Raw genomic sequence first — 14,230 nt, forward strand, 5'->3', positions numbered from 1 at the left:
CGTCCGTTCAACCAAATCTGTTCTTACCTGCCTTTGCCCTCCAACCCCACTATCCCGAAACAGGCCGTCGTAATCGGGGCCGGCTTTGCCGGACTGGCGGCCGCTACCACCCTGGCCCAGGCCGGCTGGCGCGTCACCCTCCTCGAAAAAAATGAGGGCCCCGGCGGGCGGGCCCGGGTTTTTCACGCCCAGGGCTTCACCTTCGACATGGGCCCGAGCTGGTACTGGATGCCCGACGTGTTTGAGAAGTACTTCGCCCGCTTCGGCCGCAAAGTGACGGATTACTATGAGCTGATACGCCTCGACCCATCATACCAGGTGATTTTTAAGGGGCCCGAGGCCGTGGATATTCCGGCTAAGATGAGCGAGCTGCGGGCGCTGTTCGAGCACTACGAGCCCGGCAGCGCCGCCCGCCTCGACGAGTTCCTGAAGCAGGCGGCGTATAAGTATGAGGTCGGCATCAACCGGCTGGTGTACGCGCCCAGCCGCTCGGTTTTCGAGTTTGCCGACCCGAAATTGCTGGTTGACATGGTGCGGATGGACGTGCTGCAAAGCATGCACAAGCACGTACGCCGTTTTTTCAAAGACCCGCGGCTGTTGGAGCTGGTGGAGTTTCCTATCCTCTTTCTCGGCGCGACTTCGGAAAACACGCCCGCGCTCTACTCGCTGATGAACTACGCCGACCTGGCGTTGGGCACCTGGTACCCCAAAGGCGGCATGCACAAGATTGTGGAAGGCATGGTGCGCCTGGCCGAAGAACTTGGCGTTGAAATCGAATACAACCAGGAAGTGACGGAAATTGTGGTCGAAAACGGCCTCAGCACCGGCGTACGCACGGCCAGCGGCTTTTTTGCGGCCGATGCCGTGGTGGCCGGTGCCGACTACCACCACATCGAGCAACAGGTGCTCAAACCGGAGTTCCGGCACTACGATGCCAAATATTGGGATTCGCGCACCATGGCCCCGTCCAGTCTGTTGTTCTACCTCGGCGTGAACCGCAAGCTCGACAAGCTGCGCCACCACAACCTATTCTTCGACGAGGACCTGACCCAGCACGCCCGCGAGATTTACGAGCAGCCGCAGTGGCCCACGCGGCCGCTCTACTACGCCTCGGTGCCCAGCAAAACAGACCCCACCGTAGCGCCCGAAGGCCAGGAAAACCTGTTCTTGCTCATTCCCGTGGCCCCCGACCTCACCGACGACGAGGCCACCCGCGAGCGCTACTACGACCTGCTGATGGACCGCCTGGAAAAGCATTGCGGCCACCCCATCCGCGAGCATGTGGTGTACAAGCGCAGCTACGCCCACCGCGACTTCATTGCCGACTACCACAGCTTCAAGGGCAACGCCTACGGCCTGGCCAACACCCTCAAGCAAACGGCTATTCTAAAGCCCACGCTCAAGAGTAAAAAAGTAGCAAATTTGTATTTCACCGGCCAGCTCACTGTGCCTGGTCCCGGCGTGCCGCCTTCGCTCATTTCGGGGCAGGTAGTGGCGGGGGAAGTATTGAAAGAGAATTAATAATTGATAATTAAGAATTAAAAATTGAGCTTGCCGGCAGGTTTCTGGTTATTCTTAATTAATAATTCTTAATTCTTAATTCATCAAATGGACCACGTTAAACTCTTTACCGACACCAGTCTGGCGTGTAGCAAGCTCATTACGGGGCGCTACAGCACCTCGTTTACGCTGGGCATTCGCACGCTCGACGAGCGGCTGCACCTGCCGGTGTATGCCGTGTATGGCTTCGTGCGCTGGGCCGATGAAATCGTGGATACTTTTCACGACCACGACAAGGCCGCGCTGCTGGCCGACTTTCGCCGGCAGACCTACGAGGCGCTCGATACCCGCCTGAGCTTCAATCCGGTGTTGCACGCGTTCCAGCACGTAGTGCACCGCTATGGCATCGACCGGGAGTTTATTGAGGCTTTTCTGCACAGCATGGCCCTCGATTTGGAGGACCAGAACTACCATCCCGGCCTGTATCAGGACTATATCTACGGCTCGGCCGAAGTGGTGGGGCTGATGTGCCTGCGCATTTTCTGCGATGGCGATGTGGCCATGTTTGAGCGGCTGCGCGAGCCGGCCCGGCGGCTGGGCTCGGCGTTTCAGAAGGTGAATTTTCTGCGCGATATTCGCTCCGACTACGAGGACCGGGGCCGCGTGTACTTCCCCGGCGTGGTGTACGCCCGCTTCAACGACGCTGCCAAAGCCGAAATTGAAGCTGATATTAAAGCCGATTTTGAGGCGGCCTACGCGGGCATTCAGCAGCTACCGCGCAGTGCCAAGCTGGGCGTGTACCTGGCTTACGTGTACTATCTCAAGCTGTTCTATAAAATTAAAAAGCTGTCGGCGGCCCGTATTCTGGGCGAGCGGGTGCGCGTGCCCGACAACACCAAGCTGCTGTTGCTGCTGGGTTCTTATCTCCGCTACCGACTCTCGCGCATTTGAGGCAATTTTGGGCCTGGCTTTTGCCTGAGAGCATCTGCATTGCGGCCTTACGCCGTAGTTTTGCTGATATGCGAATTCCCGGGTTCTTGTTTCTTGCGCTGGTTTTAGGGGTTGGCTCGTCGTCGTCGGCGGCCGGTTTGTGTAGTATTGCCGGGCGGGCCGCTGCAGTCGTTCGCCCCTTTTTCTTAAACTTCCCCATTCCTCCCGTGTCGTCGTCTCCTTACCATCCCGCCAACTTGCGCCGCCATTACGAGCTGGCGGCCGCCGATAAGTCGGCCGGCGAAAAATTCTACCAGTTACTGGCCGAATACAAAGACCGCGACGGCTTGGTGCTGGCCTATAAAGGTGCATCAGAGGCCATCAGGGCCCGCGATGCCTCAATGTTCAACAAGCTCACCTACGTGCAGGACGCGGCCAAAACGTTCGACCAGGCCGTGAGCATCGACCCGCAAAATCCCGAAATCCGCTTCCTCCGCTTCTCAGTCGAAAGCAACCTGCCCGCCTTCCTGGGCCTGAGCAAGCACGTGGATGAAGACAAGGGGCTGCTGCTCAACGCCGCGCTCAAACACCCCGGCACGGGGCTCGACGCGGAAGCCTTCCGCACGGTGCGCGGCTTCCTGGTGGGGCGTGGGCACGTGAGCGAGGAGGAGGCCCAGCGCCTGAACAAAGTAAAGGAGTAGCCAGCCGGCCTAATCCCTTGTATCACAAGCTTCAGCTTGTGACGAGCATAGCGAGTATTAGCGTTGGCACCGTTCAACAAATACCCCCGCTGCGCGCATAGTACAAGTTTAGGCATTTGCTTCATTTTGGTCCAGGTTGAACGCATATAAATGGAGTCATGGGCCTCCATTGTCTCACAGGGCATTTTAGGTTTTAAAAAAGCGTCAGGTCCAAAATAAAAAAGTACCCTGGCAGGCTGGATTCAGTTCTCAAAATTTATATGCGTTCAACCTGATTTTGGTCTAAGGCAAACTGAATTAGGTAAGAATTACGTATTTTCGGCCATCCGGCCTTCTTTACGCAACCTTGCGGGTAGGTTACCGGTTACCGAGGTCCTATGCCGAACCTGTCGCTCAGCGTCCGAATTGACCCTAACTCCGGCTTTTGCTTTGGTGTTATATACGCCATTCAAATGGCCGAAGACCTGCTCGATGAGCAAGGCTACCTCTATTGCCTGGGCGATATCGTGCACAACGATGAAGAGGTGCAACGTCTGGAAGCGCGCGGCCTGCGCATTATCTGCCACGAGCAGCTGGCCGAGCTGCGCGACGAGGCCGTGCTCATCCGGGCCCACGGTGAGCCCCCGGCCACCTACCAGATGGCCCTGGAGAACAACCTGACCCTAATTGATGCCAGCTGTCCGGTGGTGCTCAAGCTGCAAAACCGCATCAAAACCAGCTACGATAAAAAAGAGCAGATTTTCATCTACGGCAAGCACGGCCACGCCGAAGTGCTGGGCCTGCTGGGCCAGACCAGCGGCAACGCCGTCGTTTTCGAAAGCCTCGACGAGCTGCTGAGCCATGAGCTGCCCGAGAATATCACCCTCTACAGCCAGACTACCAAGAGCACCAACAGCTTCTACAATATCAAGAACCAACTGGAAACCCGTGGCTACCAGGTGAATGCCAATGACACCATCTGCCGGCAGGTGAGCAACCGCGACAAGGACCTGCGCCGCTTCGCCGCGCAGTACGACCAGATTGTGTTTGTGTCGGGCACCAAAAGCTCCAACGGCAAGGTGCTCTACCAGGTCTGCAAGGAAACCAATGCGCAAACGCATTTCATCTCCAACTTGGGCGAAATCGACGCGGTCTGGTTTGCGCCGGGGCAGTCGGTGGGCATTTGTGGTGCTACCAGTACCCCCATGTGGCTAATGGAGCAGGTGCGCGACCGGCTGCTGAGCCTGTAGGGCTTTAACGGATTAATCATGCAGATACTGGACTTGCCTTTCGGCGTAACAGATTGGTCGACAGTAGCGGGGGTGGAGCATGCCGGCACTACTGGCGTGGCTACCTGGCGCACCCGGCAGTTTGGCCCGGTGCGGGTGCGCATGGTGGATTATAGCCCCAACTACCTGGCCGACCATTGGTGCCAGAAAGGGCATTTCCTGCTGGTAACGGCCGGCGAGCTACTGACCGAGCTAGCCGATGGCCGCACATTCTCCCTCACGCCGGGCATGAGCTACCAGGTAGCCGACGGTGCCGAGGCGCACCGCAGCCGCAGCCTGGGCGGGGCTTCACTTTTTATTGTCGACTGAATGGAGGCGCTGGCAACATCGGCCCCGGTGGCCGCCCGGCGTGTAGCCCCCACGCCCATTGGCACTACCGGCGCGGTCATTGGAGAGCTGATTCTGGTGCTGTGGGCGGCGCTGCTGGGCTTTCTGCTGGCGTGGTACGAGCCCGACTGGCACTCGCCCGCGCCCTACCTGCTGGCCCTGTTGCAAACGCACCTCTATACGGGCCTGTTCATTACGGCGCACGATGCCATGCACGGCGTAGTGAGCCCCAATAAGCGCCTCAATAACGCGCTGGGTACGCTGGCCGCCGGCTTGTTTGCCTTCAACTGGTTCCCTGGCATGCTGGCGAAGCACCACGCCCATCACCGCCACGTCGGCACCCAGGACGACCCCGATTTTCACGACGGTCGCCACCCTGGTTTCCTGCCCTGGTTCCTGCGCTTCGCCTGGAACTACGTGACCTGGTGGCAGGTGCTGCTGATGGCCGCGACCTACAACGTGCTGAAGCTGTTTTTCCCGCAGGCCAACGTCATCGCCTTCTGGATGATACCGGCGGTGCTGGCTACGCTTCAGCTGTTCTTTTTCGGTACCTACCTGCCGCACCGGGGCGAGCACGCGGTTGATAATCTGCACAAGTCGCGCAGCCAGTTTCGGCACCACCTATGGGCGTTTGTAAGCTGCTATTTCTTTGGTTATCACTACGAACACCACGACCAGCCCTATTTGCCATGGTGGCGGCTGTGGCGGACGAAGAACACGGATTAGCACGGATTTTAGCCGATTTCACGGATTTTGTGGACGGTAACTGTTGACTAAAAAAAGGCTTGCCATTTGGCAAGCCTTTTTTTGATACACAAGACGGCGGGGAACGTTCACAAAATCCGTGAAATCCGCTAAAATCCGTGCTAATCCGTGGTCTAGTGAGTTGGGTTGGTTTTCTTGCAGCAGTCGGGCAGGCGGTTGTAGGCGCGGGCATCGGCGGTGAGCTCGTCGGCATCGTAGCCGGTTTTCTGCACGGCGGTGCGCAGGGCGGCCGGAGTGGTTTTGTCGGCTTTGTACGTCACGGTGAGAACTTTGGTGGGCACGTCGAGCACGGCGCTTTGCACGCCTTTTTCATAGGCGAGGCTCTTTTCGATGCGGGCTTTGCACATGTCGCACACGGCCGAGGTTTTGAACTGGGCCGTGGCGGTGCCGTTGGTGGCGGCTTGTACGGCTGCGGGAACGGTTTGGGCTTGGGTCTGGGTCTGGGCGGTAGAAGTGAGGCTGAGGAGGGCGAAAAACGGGAGGGCGAGGAGGGATTTCATATGTAGGAATGAAGTAAAGTCGGGGTGATGGTCAGCTAACAAAATTGCTGCCGGAAAAATTGGTTATGCGGTGCCAGCTAAAGCTTGCCGCACACTGCTATTCAATGCGATAGCGCAGGCCCGCGTAAGTCACGCGGCCATACACTGGCCCCCACACCATGGCGGCATCAAACGTGGGCCCGAAGGGGTTAGCCGCGCCTTCAATGGGGTTGGGCTGGCGGTAGTTGCTGATGTTTTCGACGCCCGCGTACACCTCCAGCCGCTTGAAGGCGCGCGTGAGCTGGGTGTTGAGCAGGGCGTAGCGCGGCGCGGTTTCGGGCGCGTATTCCTGGCCTGTGCCGTGGGCGTGCGTGCTGCCGATATGCGCCACTGGCCGCTGCCCAAACCACTGTACCGTGAAATCGGCCCGCCACTTATCGAAGGCACTGGCGTAGCCCAGGTTAAGGAAAGCGCGGTGGGCCGGGGTGAGGGGCTTGGGCAGCAACACGTTGTCGTAGGTCGTGCGAACGTCGAGGTACTTGTAGGCACCCTTCACCTGCAGGCCTTTCAGCGGCTCCACCTGCAGCTCGGCCTGCATGCTGCGGGCGAAGGAGCGGCCCCCGGGCTGCAGGTTATCAAGGGCAATGATATCGGGCGAGGTGTACATATCTGCCACCACCTGGTTCGAGAATTCGGTGTGGTAGTAGTCGAGGATTAAGGTGGCCGGGTGGCCCAGCGCCGTGAAGTACTGCGTGGCGCTACCGCCCATGTTCCAGGCCTTTTCGGGCCGCAGATTGGGGCCGATGATGAACTCGCGGGCGCTGGCCAGCATGGCGGCATTGTCGGCAACGGGGTTGGCCACGCGGAAGCCGCTGCCTGCGGCGGCGCGCAATACCGTATTTTTCAGCACGTCGTACTTCACGTTGAGGCGGGGCGTAATTTGCCAGCCGTAGAGGTTGTGGCGGTCGGCGCGCAGGCCGGCTACTACGGTCAGGTTGCGGCTGTTCTGGTAGGTGTATTCGGCAAAGGCCCCGGGCACCAGCTCACGGCGCAGGCGGTGCTCGCGGGCCTCGGTTTGGGCGGGCGTTTCGGTGCTGTAGCTACGGCCGGCGGTCAGGCGCTCATCGTAGTTGTCGTAGAGAAAGCTCAGCCCCGTGCGGTAGACGTGGGCCGTATTGCCGAGGGCGCTCTGGAACAGCAGCGTGGCCAGGCCGGTGCGCTGATTTCCATCGTAGGCCCGCGACGTACGGTTGCTGACGAAGTAGGCCGGCAGGCTGGGGTCGTGGTTGGTATGAAGCGTCTGGTAGCCGTAGGAGTAGCGCGAGGTGAAGTCGTGGTCGGTGCCGGTGAGCAGCAGGCCCAGGCTCTGGAAGGGGCGTGCGGGCCAGGTGTAGGACGTTTTGGCGTAGCCGGTGTAGCGGGTAGTGGCCTGCGTGGTGCCATAATTCTGCGTGAATGCGGCTTTGCCCGTATCGCGGAAATCAAGCTGCCCGCCCTGCCGGGTTTCGCGTAGCGCGCCCAGGCCCACCTCGCTCACAATGCCGTGGCCCGAGACGTACTTCCACTTATTGAAGGCGTTGAACTGCGTGGCCAGCGGCAAATCGAGGAAGCCGTCCTTGTTCCGGTCCAGGCGGTTGCCGAGGTGGTCGGTGTGCAGCAGCAGCACCGTGCTCCACTTCGGACTGATGCGGGCCGAGGCGTTCAGATTGACATCGAATTTGCCGAGGTCGTTGGCGTAGGCATTGAACAGCAGCTGGTCCGTCTTTTCCGGCTCTTTCAGCTTCACGTTCACCTGCCCCGAGATAGCCTCGTAGCCATTCACCACCGAGCCCGTGCCCTTAATGATTTCGATGTTCTCAATCCAGGGGCCGGCCAGGTAGCCCAGGCGGTAGGGAGCGGCCAGCCCGCGCAGGGCCGGCTGGTTGTCCACGGTCAGCAGCGAGTAGCTGCCATCGAGCCCGAGCAGCTGAATCTGCTTCGCCCCCGACACGGCATCGGAAGTTGTGACTTCCACCGAGGCGTTGGTTTCGAAGCTTTCGGCCAGGTTGCAGCAGGCCGATTTGGTGAGGTCGCGGCCCGAAATCATCTGCACATTGGCCGGCGTGAGGGACGAGTAGGCCGGGGCGCGGTCCGTCACCACTACTTCGCCCAGTTCGGCCCCAGCGCGCAGGCCCACCCGCAGGTAGGGCGCGCCGGTGGCGGGCACGGCCAGCGTATCCGGCCGGTAGCCCAGGGCCTGCACCACCAGCCGCGAGGTCGCCCGCGCCGGCCGCACCAGCGTAAAGTGTCCGCCCGCGTCCGAAGTGGTGGTGATAACCGGCGCACCGCCATCGGCCGCGTCGTAGAGCCAGCGCAGCACCGCGCCGGGTAGGGGAGTGGCCTTGCCGGCCTCGGTCACTTCGCCGCGCACCGGCGCAATGGCCGACGACTGCGCGGCGGCCTGCCCGGCCGGCAGCAGTACCAGCAACAGGGTCGAAAGCCGCAGATGCGGAATAATACCGCCGATAAATATCATAATGTCTGGAAGTTAGGTGTTTCTGATGAATCAACGCGATAGATGCCGCGACACCTCCCTTCGCCGTCAACGCAGCAAGGGAGTTGCTCAGAAAAAACCTAGACTTCCAACGTGCAGGCGAAGGTCAGCAGTGCCCGGCCCCCGAGGGGTGGGGGCGAGGCATCGGCTGCAAACCAGCGCGGGCCGGCATTGGCTCGCACGGCCCCGGCGGCCGGGGCTACCGGCCCGCCCAGGGGCGGCACGATACCCGTCAGCGCCGGAGCCGGCACCAGAGTTTTGGTGGCCAGCTCGTGCACCGGGCTGCTCAGCTTATGCTCGAGCTTGCTAAAATCGCAGCAGCCATCCGAGGCTTTGGGGGTGGCCGGGGCCAGCTCGCCTACGCAGCCGCGCAGCTCGGCCCGACCAGCTACGGAAACGGCCACCATGCTCCGGCCGCTCATGCGGCAGGTCAGGCGCTGCACCGTGAGGCCCACCGAGGTGATGAGCACCAGCACGGCCAGCAGAACACTGGCGAGGCGAAGGGACAATGAATGAGGGCGCATAGCTACCCGCAAAGGTACGGTGGGAGCCCGACGACTGGGGCACCGGCTTCGGCTTGTTTATCGTGGCGCGGTCCCGGCACAAGCTGAAGGCGGTGCCCCAAGTCGCCGGGCTTCATCTGTTGCCCATAACCGCCCTGACATTCTGGTAAACACTCTGCAAACGCAGTCCCATAATGCCGGCAGCACCAGTTGAAGTATTCAAAAACTGCATTTAAACGCTCTAAAGGCAGTTTTGCATTTGTGGTAGGAAATGGTAAATCGTGGTTGGTTTTTGAGGGGGTTCCCGTACATTTGCTAATGTCGCCGCTTCTCCACCCGGCCACCCGTGCCCATGAACCTGCTCTCCGGCGAATACGAATGCAAGCTCGACCCGAAGGGGCGGCTGGTATTGCCGGCCAAAGTGAAGGGGAATCTGCCCGAGGAATCGGGCAACCAGCTGGTGCTGGTGCGGGGCTTCGAGCCCTGTCTGGTGCTGTATCCGCGGGCCGCCTGGGGCGTGATTCACGAAAAGGTGATGGCGCTGGACGAGTTCAACGAGGAATACCGGCAGTTTCAGCGCAATTTTTTCCGGGGCATGACCGAGGTAGAGCTCGACAGCATCAGCCGTTTTATGTTGCCGCGCAGCATGTTGCGCTACGCTGGTATCGAGAAGGAGGCCATTATCGTGGGCCTGGGCAACCGCTGTGAAATATGGGACCCGGCCCGCTACGACGAGTTCCTCATCAAGGACCAGCAAAGCTTTAGTAAGCTGGCCCAGAAGTTTTTATCTGTTGAAACCCCGCCGCTCGCCGGCCTGGCCGCATGAGCATGACCGAATACGATAACGACCAGGCCTATCACCGCCCCGTAATGCTGGCCCAGTGCCTGGCCGCCATGGACTTACAGCCCGATGGGCGCTATGTCGACGTGACCTTTGGCGGTGGCGGCCATTCGGCCCGCATCCTCGAAAAACTCACTACCGGCCACCTCTTCAGCTTCGACCAGGACGCCGATGCCGAAGCCGAGGCGGCCAAGCTGGCCCGCCCGCAGTTTACGTTTGTGAAAGCCAACTTCCGGGACTTATTCGCTGAGCTACAGCAGATTGGCGGGCTACCCGTGGATAGCCTGCTGGCCGACCTGGGGGTGAGCTCGCACCAGTTCGACACGCCCGAGCGCGGTTTCTCGACCCGCTTCGACGGCCCGCTGGATATGCGCATGGACCCCGACGGCCCGCTCACGGCCGCCGATATCCTCAACGATTATAAGGAAGCCGACCTGCACCGCATTTTTGGTATGTACGGCGAGGTGACCAACGCCCGTACGCTGGCCGCCACCGTGGGCGCGGCTCGGCGCGGCCGCCGCCTCGAAACCATTGCTGAGCTCAAGCAGGCCATTGTGCCCTGCACGCCGCGCGGCAAGGAAAACAAGTATCTGGCCCAGGTTTTCCAGGCCCTGCGCATCGAGGTTAACCAGGAAATGCAGGCCTTGCAGGAAATGCTGCTGCAAACGGCCGACGTGCTGCGCCCCGGTGGTCGGCTGGTGGTGATGAGCTACCATTCGCTGGAAGACCGACTGGTGAAAAACTTCATCGCGAAGGGTAAATTCTTCGGAACCGTCGATAAAGACTTCTTCGGCAATGAAAGCAAGCCCTTTGAAGCCGTGAACCGCAAACCTGAAGAAGCCGACCCGGCCGAAGTCGCGCTGAATAGCCGCGCCCGAAGTGCTAAATTGCGGGTTGCAATCCGGACAGAGAATTAAAAATTAAAAATGACCAATTAAAAATGGATTCAACCCTAGTCCTGTTGCCCATCAATTTTTAATTTTTAATTGAAGTCAATGGCCGCTAATACGCTCCGTCCCACCGATGCCCCGCGCCGCGCAAACGTGCCGCGTCCGGTAGCCGCGCCCGAGCCGGAGGAAGCCCCCGCGCCCCCCGTGGCCGAATACGTGGCCCCCGCGCCGGAGCCTGCCCCGGCCCCCGCTGCCCCAAAGCGTGAGAAGCCTCGCCGCGAGCCTGCTACCGAAATAGCCCCGCGCAGCTCATGGAGCCTGTTTTCGCTGCTCGACCGCGCCACGAGCGTGGACGGCCTGTTTCGGGAAGGCTTGCCCGTACGCTTCCTGCCGCATCTGCTGTTTGTGATGCTGCTGGTGCTGCTCTACATCGGCAACACGCACTACGGCAACCGCATGAACCGCAACATTCAGCGCCTCAAACAGGAAACTGAAGACCTGCGGGCCGACTACACTACCCTGAAATCGGATTACATGGAGGCCAGCAAGCAAAGCGAGGTGGCCCGCAAAGTGGCCGCCATCGGGCTGGTCGAAAGCTCGTCGCCGCCTTTCCGCATCACGGTTCCGGCCGGCCATCTCGACGCCGCCGAATTGGAGCTGATGCCCGTGCTCACGGCCGATACGCTGGCCGCCCGCGCCGCCCGCGACTCCACCGCCGCCCTGCGCGCCGACCAGCTGGCCGGCCGCCGCCGTCCGGTCGATGGCAGCGACGAGGATAGTGGTCCCGAAATCATTGCTCCGCCCCAGGCGCTGGATGGCGACTCTGTGCCGACCCGGATAGCAGCGCCGCAAGCTTCGCACCGTGCTGTCATTAATAAGCCCGACCATAAGAATAAGGCACAAAAAAGCACAAGCTCGCACAAGAAACAATCAGCAGATAAGCAGGCCGTTAAAGCCCGTAACCGATGAAAGGCAGCGTTAAGAAGTCGATAGTTACGCGGGTGCGGCTGGCTTTTTTGGGGGTGGCCGTGTTTTCGTGCGCCATTTTCTGGAAGGCAACCAAAATTCAGTTTCAGGAGGGGGCCAAGTGGCGCGCTCTGGAGCAGGAGCGGCGCATCAGCTACCAGTCGGTGCCAGCCACGCGGGGTAATATTTACTCCGATAATGAGAGTATTATGGCGACTTCGCTGCCATTTTACCGCGTGGCCTGGGACCCGGGCGTGGTGGAGGACGGGGTGTTTCGGGCCGGAATTGACTCGCTGGCCTGGCACTTGTCGCATTTTTTCGGCGACCGCAGCGTGCAGGAATATCGCCGCCGGCTGGTGAACGCGCACTCGGCCAAGCAGCGCTACATCCGCCTCAACTCCCGGCAAATCAATTTTCAGGAGAAGAAGCTGATGGCCACCTGGCCGGTATTCCGTGAGCGGCGTAACCGGGGTGGAGCCATTTTTGAGAAGGTGGATAAGCGTTTTCGGCCATTTGGCGGGCTGGCGCAGCGCACCATCGGCTTCGTGAACGAGGACAAGCACGGCGCGGGCCTGGAGTACACCTTTGAGCAGAGCCTGGCCGGGAAGTCGGGCGAGGCGCTGTTTGAGCGTGTGCCCGGCGGCGTGAAGCCGGTGTACGACGGCACTGAAATCAAGCCCCTGCCGGGCTACGACGTGAAAACCACGCTCGACATCAACTTGCAGGACGTGGCCGAAAATGCCCTCTACAAGTCGCTGGTTGATAACAATGCCCAGTATGGCTGCGTGATTCTGATGGAAGTGGCCACCGGTGAAATCAAGGCCGTGGCTAACCTCGGCAAGGCGTCGGACGATACCTATAAGGAGGACTACAACTACGCCTTTGCCGACCAGGGCCGGACCGAGCCGGGCTCCACTTTTAAGCTGGCCTCGATGATGGCGCTGTTTGAGGCGCATCCGGAGCTCACGCTCGACGACATTGTGGACACCGGCAACGGCCGAATGTACGTGGGCGGGGCCGTGAAATCAGACTCGCACGGCTACGGCCGCATCACGGTGCAGCAAGTATTTGAGAAATCGAGTAATATCGGCGTGGCCAAGCTGGTCGATAAATACTTCTCGCGCAACCCCAGTGAGTACACCGATTACCTGAAGAAATTCGGCTTGGATAAGCCGCTGGGTTTCCAGATGACCGGTGAGGCGCTGCCCTACGTGAAGGATACCAAGGACCGCAGCTGGAGCCGCACCTCGCTCACCACCATGAGCATTGGCTACGAGCTGAAGCTGGCCCCGCTGCAAACGCTGGCCCTCTACAACGCCATTGCCAACGGCGGCGTGAAAGTGCAGCCCATGATTGTGCGCGAAATCAAGCAGGCCGACCAGGTGCTGATGCACAACGAAACCAAGGTGCTGAACCCCAAAATCTGCTCGGACGCTACGCTGATTAAGGTGAAGTCGATGATGGAAGGGGTGGTGACGGCCGGTACGGCCCGCAGCATCCGCCCCAAGGACTACAGCATTGCCGGCAAAACCGGCACGGCCTGGAAATTCAAGAACGGGCAGTACACCAAGACGTATTCGACCAGCTTCGTGGGCTATTTCCCGGCCGATAAGCCGAAGTACAGCTGCATCGTGGTGGTGGACTCGCCCCGCAACGGCCGCATCTACGGGGCCGACGTGGCCGCGCCGGTGTTCCGCGAGGTGGCCGACAAGTGCATGGCCCGCGACCTGCTCAGCCAGCGCCCGCTGCTGGCCAAGGCCCGCCTGAACAAGAGCCACGTGCCGCTGGTGCGCGCCGGTATGCAGGACGAACTGGCCCTCGTGTGTCAGCGGCTGGGCCTGGTGGGCAACACCCAGGCCACCGGCGGCGAGGAGTGGGTACGCGGCGCTTCCGACACCGCTTTCCACGCCCGCACCGTGACGTTGGTAGTGAATCCTGTGCGCCCCAACCGCGTGCCGCAGGCCCGGGGCCTGAGCCTGCGCGATGCTCTTTTCCTGCTCGAAAACCGGGGCCTGCACGTGCGGGCCGTGGGCTCGGGCCGGGTGCGTGAGCAGTCGCTGGCCCCGGGCTCGCCCATCAAGCGCGGCGACCTGATTACGCTGAAACTGGAAGAATCCGGCCCCCGCATCGCCGCGCCCGTAGCCCTGCCCGAGCCCGAGCACACCGACCTGGCCGAGAACAAGCTGCTGGTGCCCGTGGATATGGAGCCCGCCAAAGCCCGCCGTTCCTTCTCCGATGGCGAGAAGGCCCACGTGCAGGCCGCCGTGGCTGAACGCTCGGCCGGCGTGAAGCCCAATGCTAAAGCCGGCAAGCCCACGGCCAAGCCCGCCACTGTCTCGCCAGCTGCCCGGCCAGCAGCAACCGGAGGCGCAAAAGCTACCGATAAATCCAAAGATTCCCGCCAGTCCGCTGCGGGCAAAAACCCCAAAAAGCCCGCGCCGGCTAAACCCGCCGTGCGCCGCGCTTGAATCAGTTAAGAGTTAAAGGTCAAGAGTTAAAAGTTGAAAAAATCAAATCAGACAACCCA

General features: G+C 60.7%; 13 protein-coding genes. 10 read left to right on the plus strand and 3 right to left on the minus strand.

The window, feature by feature from the left end:
• The first annotated feature begins 51 nt into the window (after positions 1-51).
• From KQ659_RS08515 to KQ659_RS08540, 6 genes are all read left to right on the plus strand, one after another.
• Positions 52-1,521 (plus strand): phytoene desaturase family protein, encoded by a 1,470-nt coding sequence (locus KQ659_RS08515; protein ID WP_216690717.1) that lies wholly within the window; start codon positions 52-54, stop codon positions 1,519-1,521.
• A gap of 87 nt (positions 1,522-1,608) precedes the next feature.
• Entirely contained in the window at positions 1,609-2,451 is an 843-nt protein-coding gene (locus tag KQ659_RS08520; protein WP_216689174.1) for a phytoene/squalene synthase family protein, read from the plus strand.
• A gap of 206 nt (positions 2,452-2,657) precedes the next feature.
• Positions 2,658-3,131, plus strand: coding sequence for a hypothetical protein (locus tag KQ659_RS08525; RefSeq protein ID WP_168674043.1), 474 nt, complete (start codon positions 2,658-2,660; stop codon positions 3,129-3,131).
• Between the two features lie 377 nt (positions 3,132-3,508).
• Positions 3,509-4,360 carry a 4-hydroxy-3-methylbut-2-enyl diphosphate reductase gene (locus KQ659_RS08530; protein ID WP_216689173.1) on the plus strand — a complete coding sequence of 284 codons (852 nt, stop codon included), beginning with the start codon at positions 3,509-3,511 and terminating at the stop codon, positions 4,358-4,360.
• Between the two features lie 18 nt (positions 4,361-4,378).
• Positions 4,379-4,708, plus strand: a complete 330-nt coding sequence (locus tag KQ659_RS08535) for a DHCW motif cupin fold protein (protein ID WP_216689172.1) — start codon at positions 4,379-4,381, stop codon at positions 4,706-4,708.
• Positions 4,709-5,452 carry a fatty acid desaturase gene (locus KQ659_RS08540; RefSeq protein WP_216689171.1) on the plus strand — a complete coding sequence of 248 codons (744 nt, stop codon included), beginning with the start codon at positions 4,709-4,711 and terminating at the stop codon, positions 5,450-5,452. It begins immediately after the preceding gene.
• A 152-nt stretch (positions 5,453-5,604) separates the two neighbouring features.
• Here KQ659_RS08540 and KQ659_RS08545 read toward each other — a convergent pair whose 3' ends face one another.
• The 3 genes from KQ659_RS08545 to KQ659_RS08555 form a co-directional block, all read right to left on the minus strand.
• Positions 5,605-5,991 (minus strand): heavy-metal-associated domain-containing protein, encoded by a 387-nt coding sequence (locus KQ659_RS08545; protein WP_216689170.1) that lies wholly within the window; start codon positions 5,989-5,991, stop codon positions 5,605-5,607.
• 97 nt (positions 5,992-6,088) lie between these two features.
• A complete protein-coding gene (locus KQ659_RS08550; RefSeq protein ID WP_216689169.1) occupies positions 6,089-8,485 on the minus strand; it encodes a TonB-dependent receptor in 2,397 nt (798 codons plus the stop codon).
• Positions 8,486-8,583: 98 nt separating this feature from the next.
• The gene (locus tag KQ659_RS08555; RefSeq protein WP_216689168.1) at positions 8,584-9,012 is read right to left on the minus strand and encodes a hypothetical protein; all 429 of its coding nucleotides are present in this window, start codon (positions 9,010-9,012) and stop codon (positions 8,584-8,586) included.
• A 346-nt stretch (positions 9,013-9,358) separates the two neighbouring features.
• On the opposite strand from KQ659_RS08555, the gene mraZ reads away from it, so the two are divergent.
• From mraZ to KQ659_RS08575, 4 genes are all read left to right on the plus strand, one after another.
• A complete protein-coding gene (gene mraZ, locus KQ659_RS08560; protein WP_168674036.1) occupies positions 9,359-9,832 on the plus strand; it encodes a division/cell wall cluster transcriptional repressor MraZ in 474 nt (157 codons plus the stop codon).
• Between the two features lie 2 nt (positions 9,833-9,834).
• Entirely contained in the window at positions 9,835-10,764 is a 930-nt protein-coding gene (gene rsmH, locus KQ659_RS08565; protein ID WP_216690716.1) for a 16S rRNA (cytosine(1402)-N(4))-methyltransferase RsmH, read from the plus strand.
• A gap of 78 nt (positions 10,765-10,842) precedes the next feature.
• Complete coding sequence (locus KQ659_RS08570) at positions 10,843-11,706, plus strand: FtsL-like putative cell division protein (RefSeq protein ID WP_216689167.1); 864 nt, start codon at positions 10,843-10,845, stop codon at positions 11,704-11,706.
• Positions 11,703-14,171 (plus strand): penicillin-binding protein, encoded by a 2,469-nt coding sequence (locus KQ659_RS08575; RefSeq protein WP_216689166.1) that lies wholly within the window; start codon positions 11,703-11,705, stop codon positions 14,169-14,171. The genes KQ659_RS08570 and KQ659_RS08575 overlap by 4 nt, the downstream gene beginning before the upstream one ends.
• Positions 14,172-14,230: the final 59 nt, after the last annotated feature.

Origin of the sequence: Hymenobacter siberiensis (genome assembly GCF_018967865.2) — a bacterium.
Classification (GTDB): domain Bacteria; phylum Bacteroidota; class Bacteroidia; order Cytophagales; family Hymenobacteraceae; genus Hymenobacter; species Hymenobacter siberiensis.

What these genes read in the sequence shown, in the direction of transcription:
- KQ659_RS08535 (WP_216689172.1), top strand. Translation starts at nt 4,379, where the DNA reads ATGCAGATACTGGACTTGCCTTTCGGCGTAACAGATTGGTCGACAGTA.
- mraZ (WP_168674036.1), top strand. Translation starts at nt 9,359, where the DNA reads ATGAACCTGCTCTCCGGCGAATACGAATGCAAGCTCGACCCGAAGGGG.
- KQ659_RS08530 (WP_216689173.1), top strand. Translation starts at nt 3,509, where the DNA reads ATGCCGAACCTGTCGCTCAGCGTCCGAATTGACCCTAACTCCGGCTTT.
- rsmH (WP_216690716.1), top strand. Translation starts at nt 9,835, where the DNA reads ATGACCGAATACGATAACGACCAGGCCTATCACCGCCCCGTAATGCTG.
- KQ659_RS08545 (WP_216689170.1), bottom strand. Translation starts at nt 5,991, where the DNA reads ATGAAATCCCTCCTCGCCCTCCCGTTTTTCGCCCTCCTCAGCCTCACT.
- KQ659_RS08575 (WP_216689166.1), top strand. Translation starts at nt 11,703, where the DNA reads ATGAAAGGCAGCGTTAAGAAGTCGATAGTTACGCGGGTGCGGCTGGCT.
- KQ659_RS08540 (WP_216689171.1), top strand. Translation starts at nt 4,709, where the DNA reads ATGGAGGCGCTGGCAACATCGGCCCCGGTGGCCGCCCGGCGTGTAGCC.
- KQ659_RS08550 (WP_216689169.1), bottom strand. Translation starts at nt 8,485, where the DNA reads ATGATATTTATCGGCGGTATTATTCCGCATCTGCGGCTTTCGACCCTG.
- KQ659_RS08520 (WP_216689174.1), top strand. Translation starts at nt 1,609, where the DNA reads ATGGACCACGTTAAACTCTTTACCGACACCAGTCTGGCGTGTAGCAAG.
- KQ659_RS08570 (WP_216689167.1), top strand. Translation starts at nt 10,843, where the DNA reads ATGGCCGCTAATACGCTCCGTCCCACCGATGCCCCGCGCCGCGCAAAC.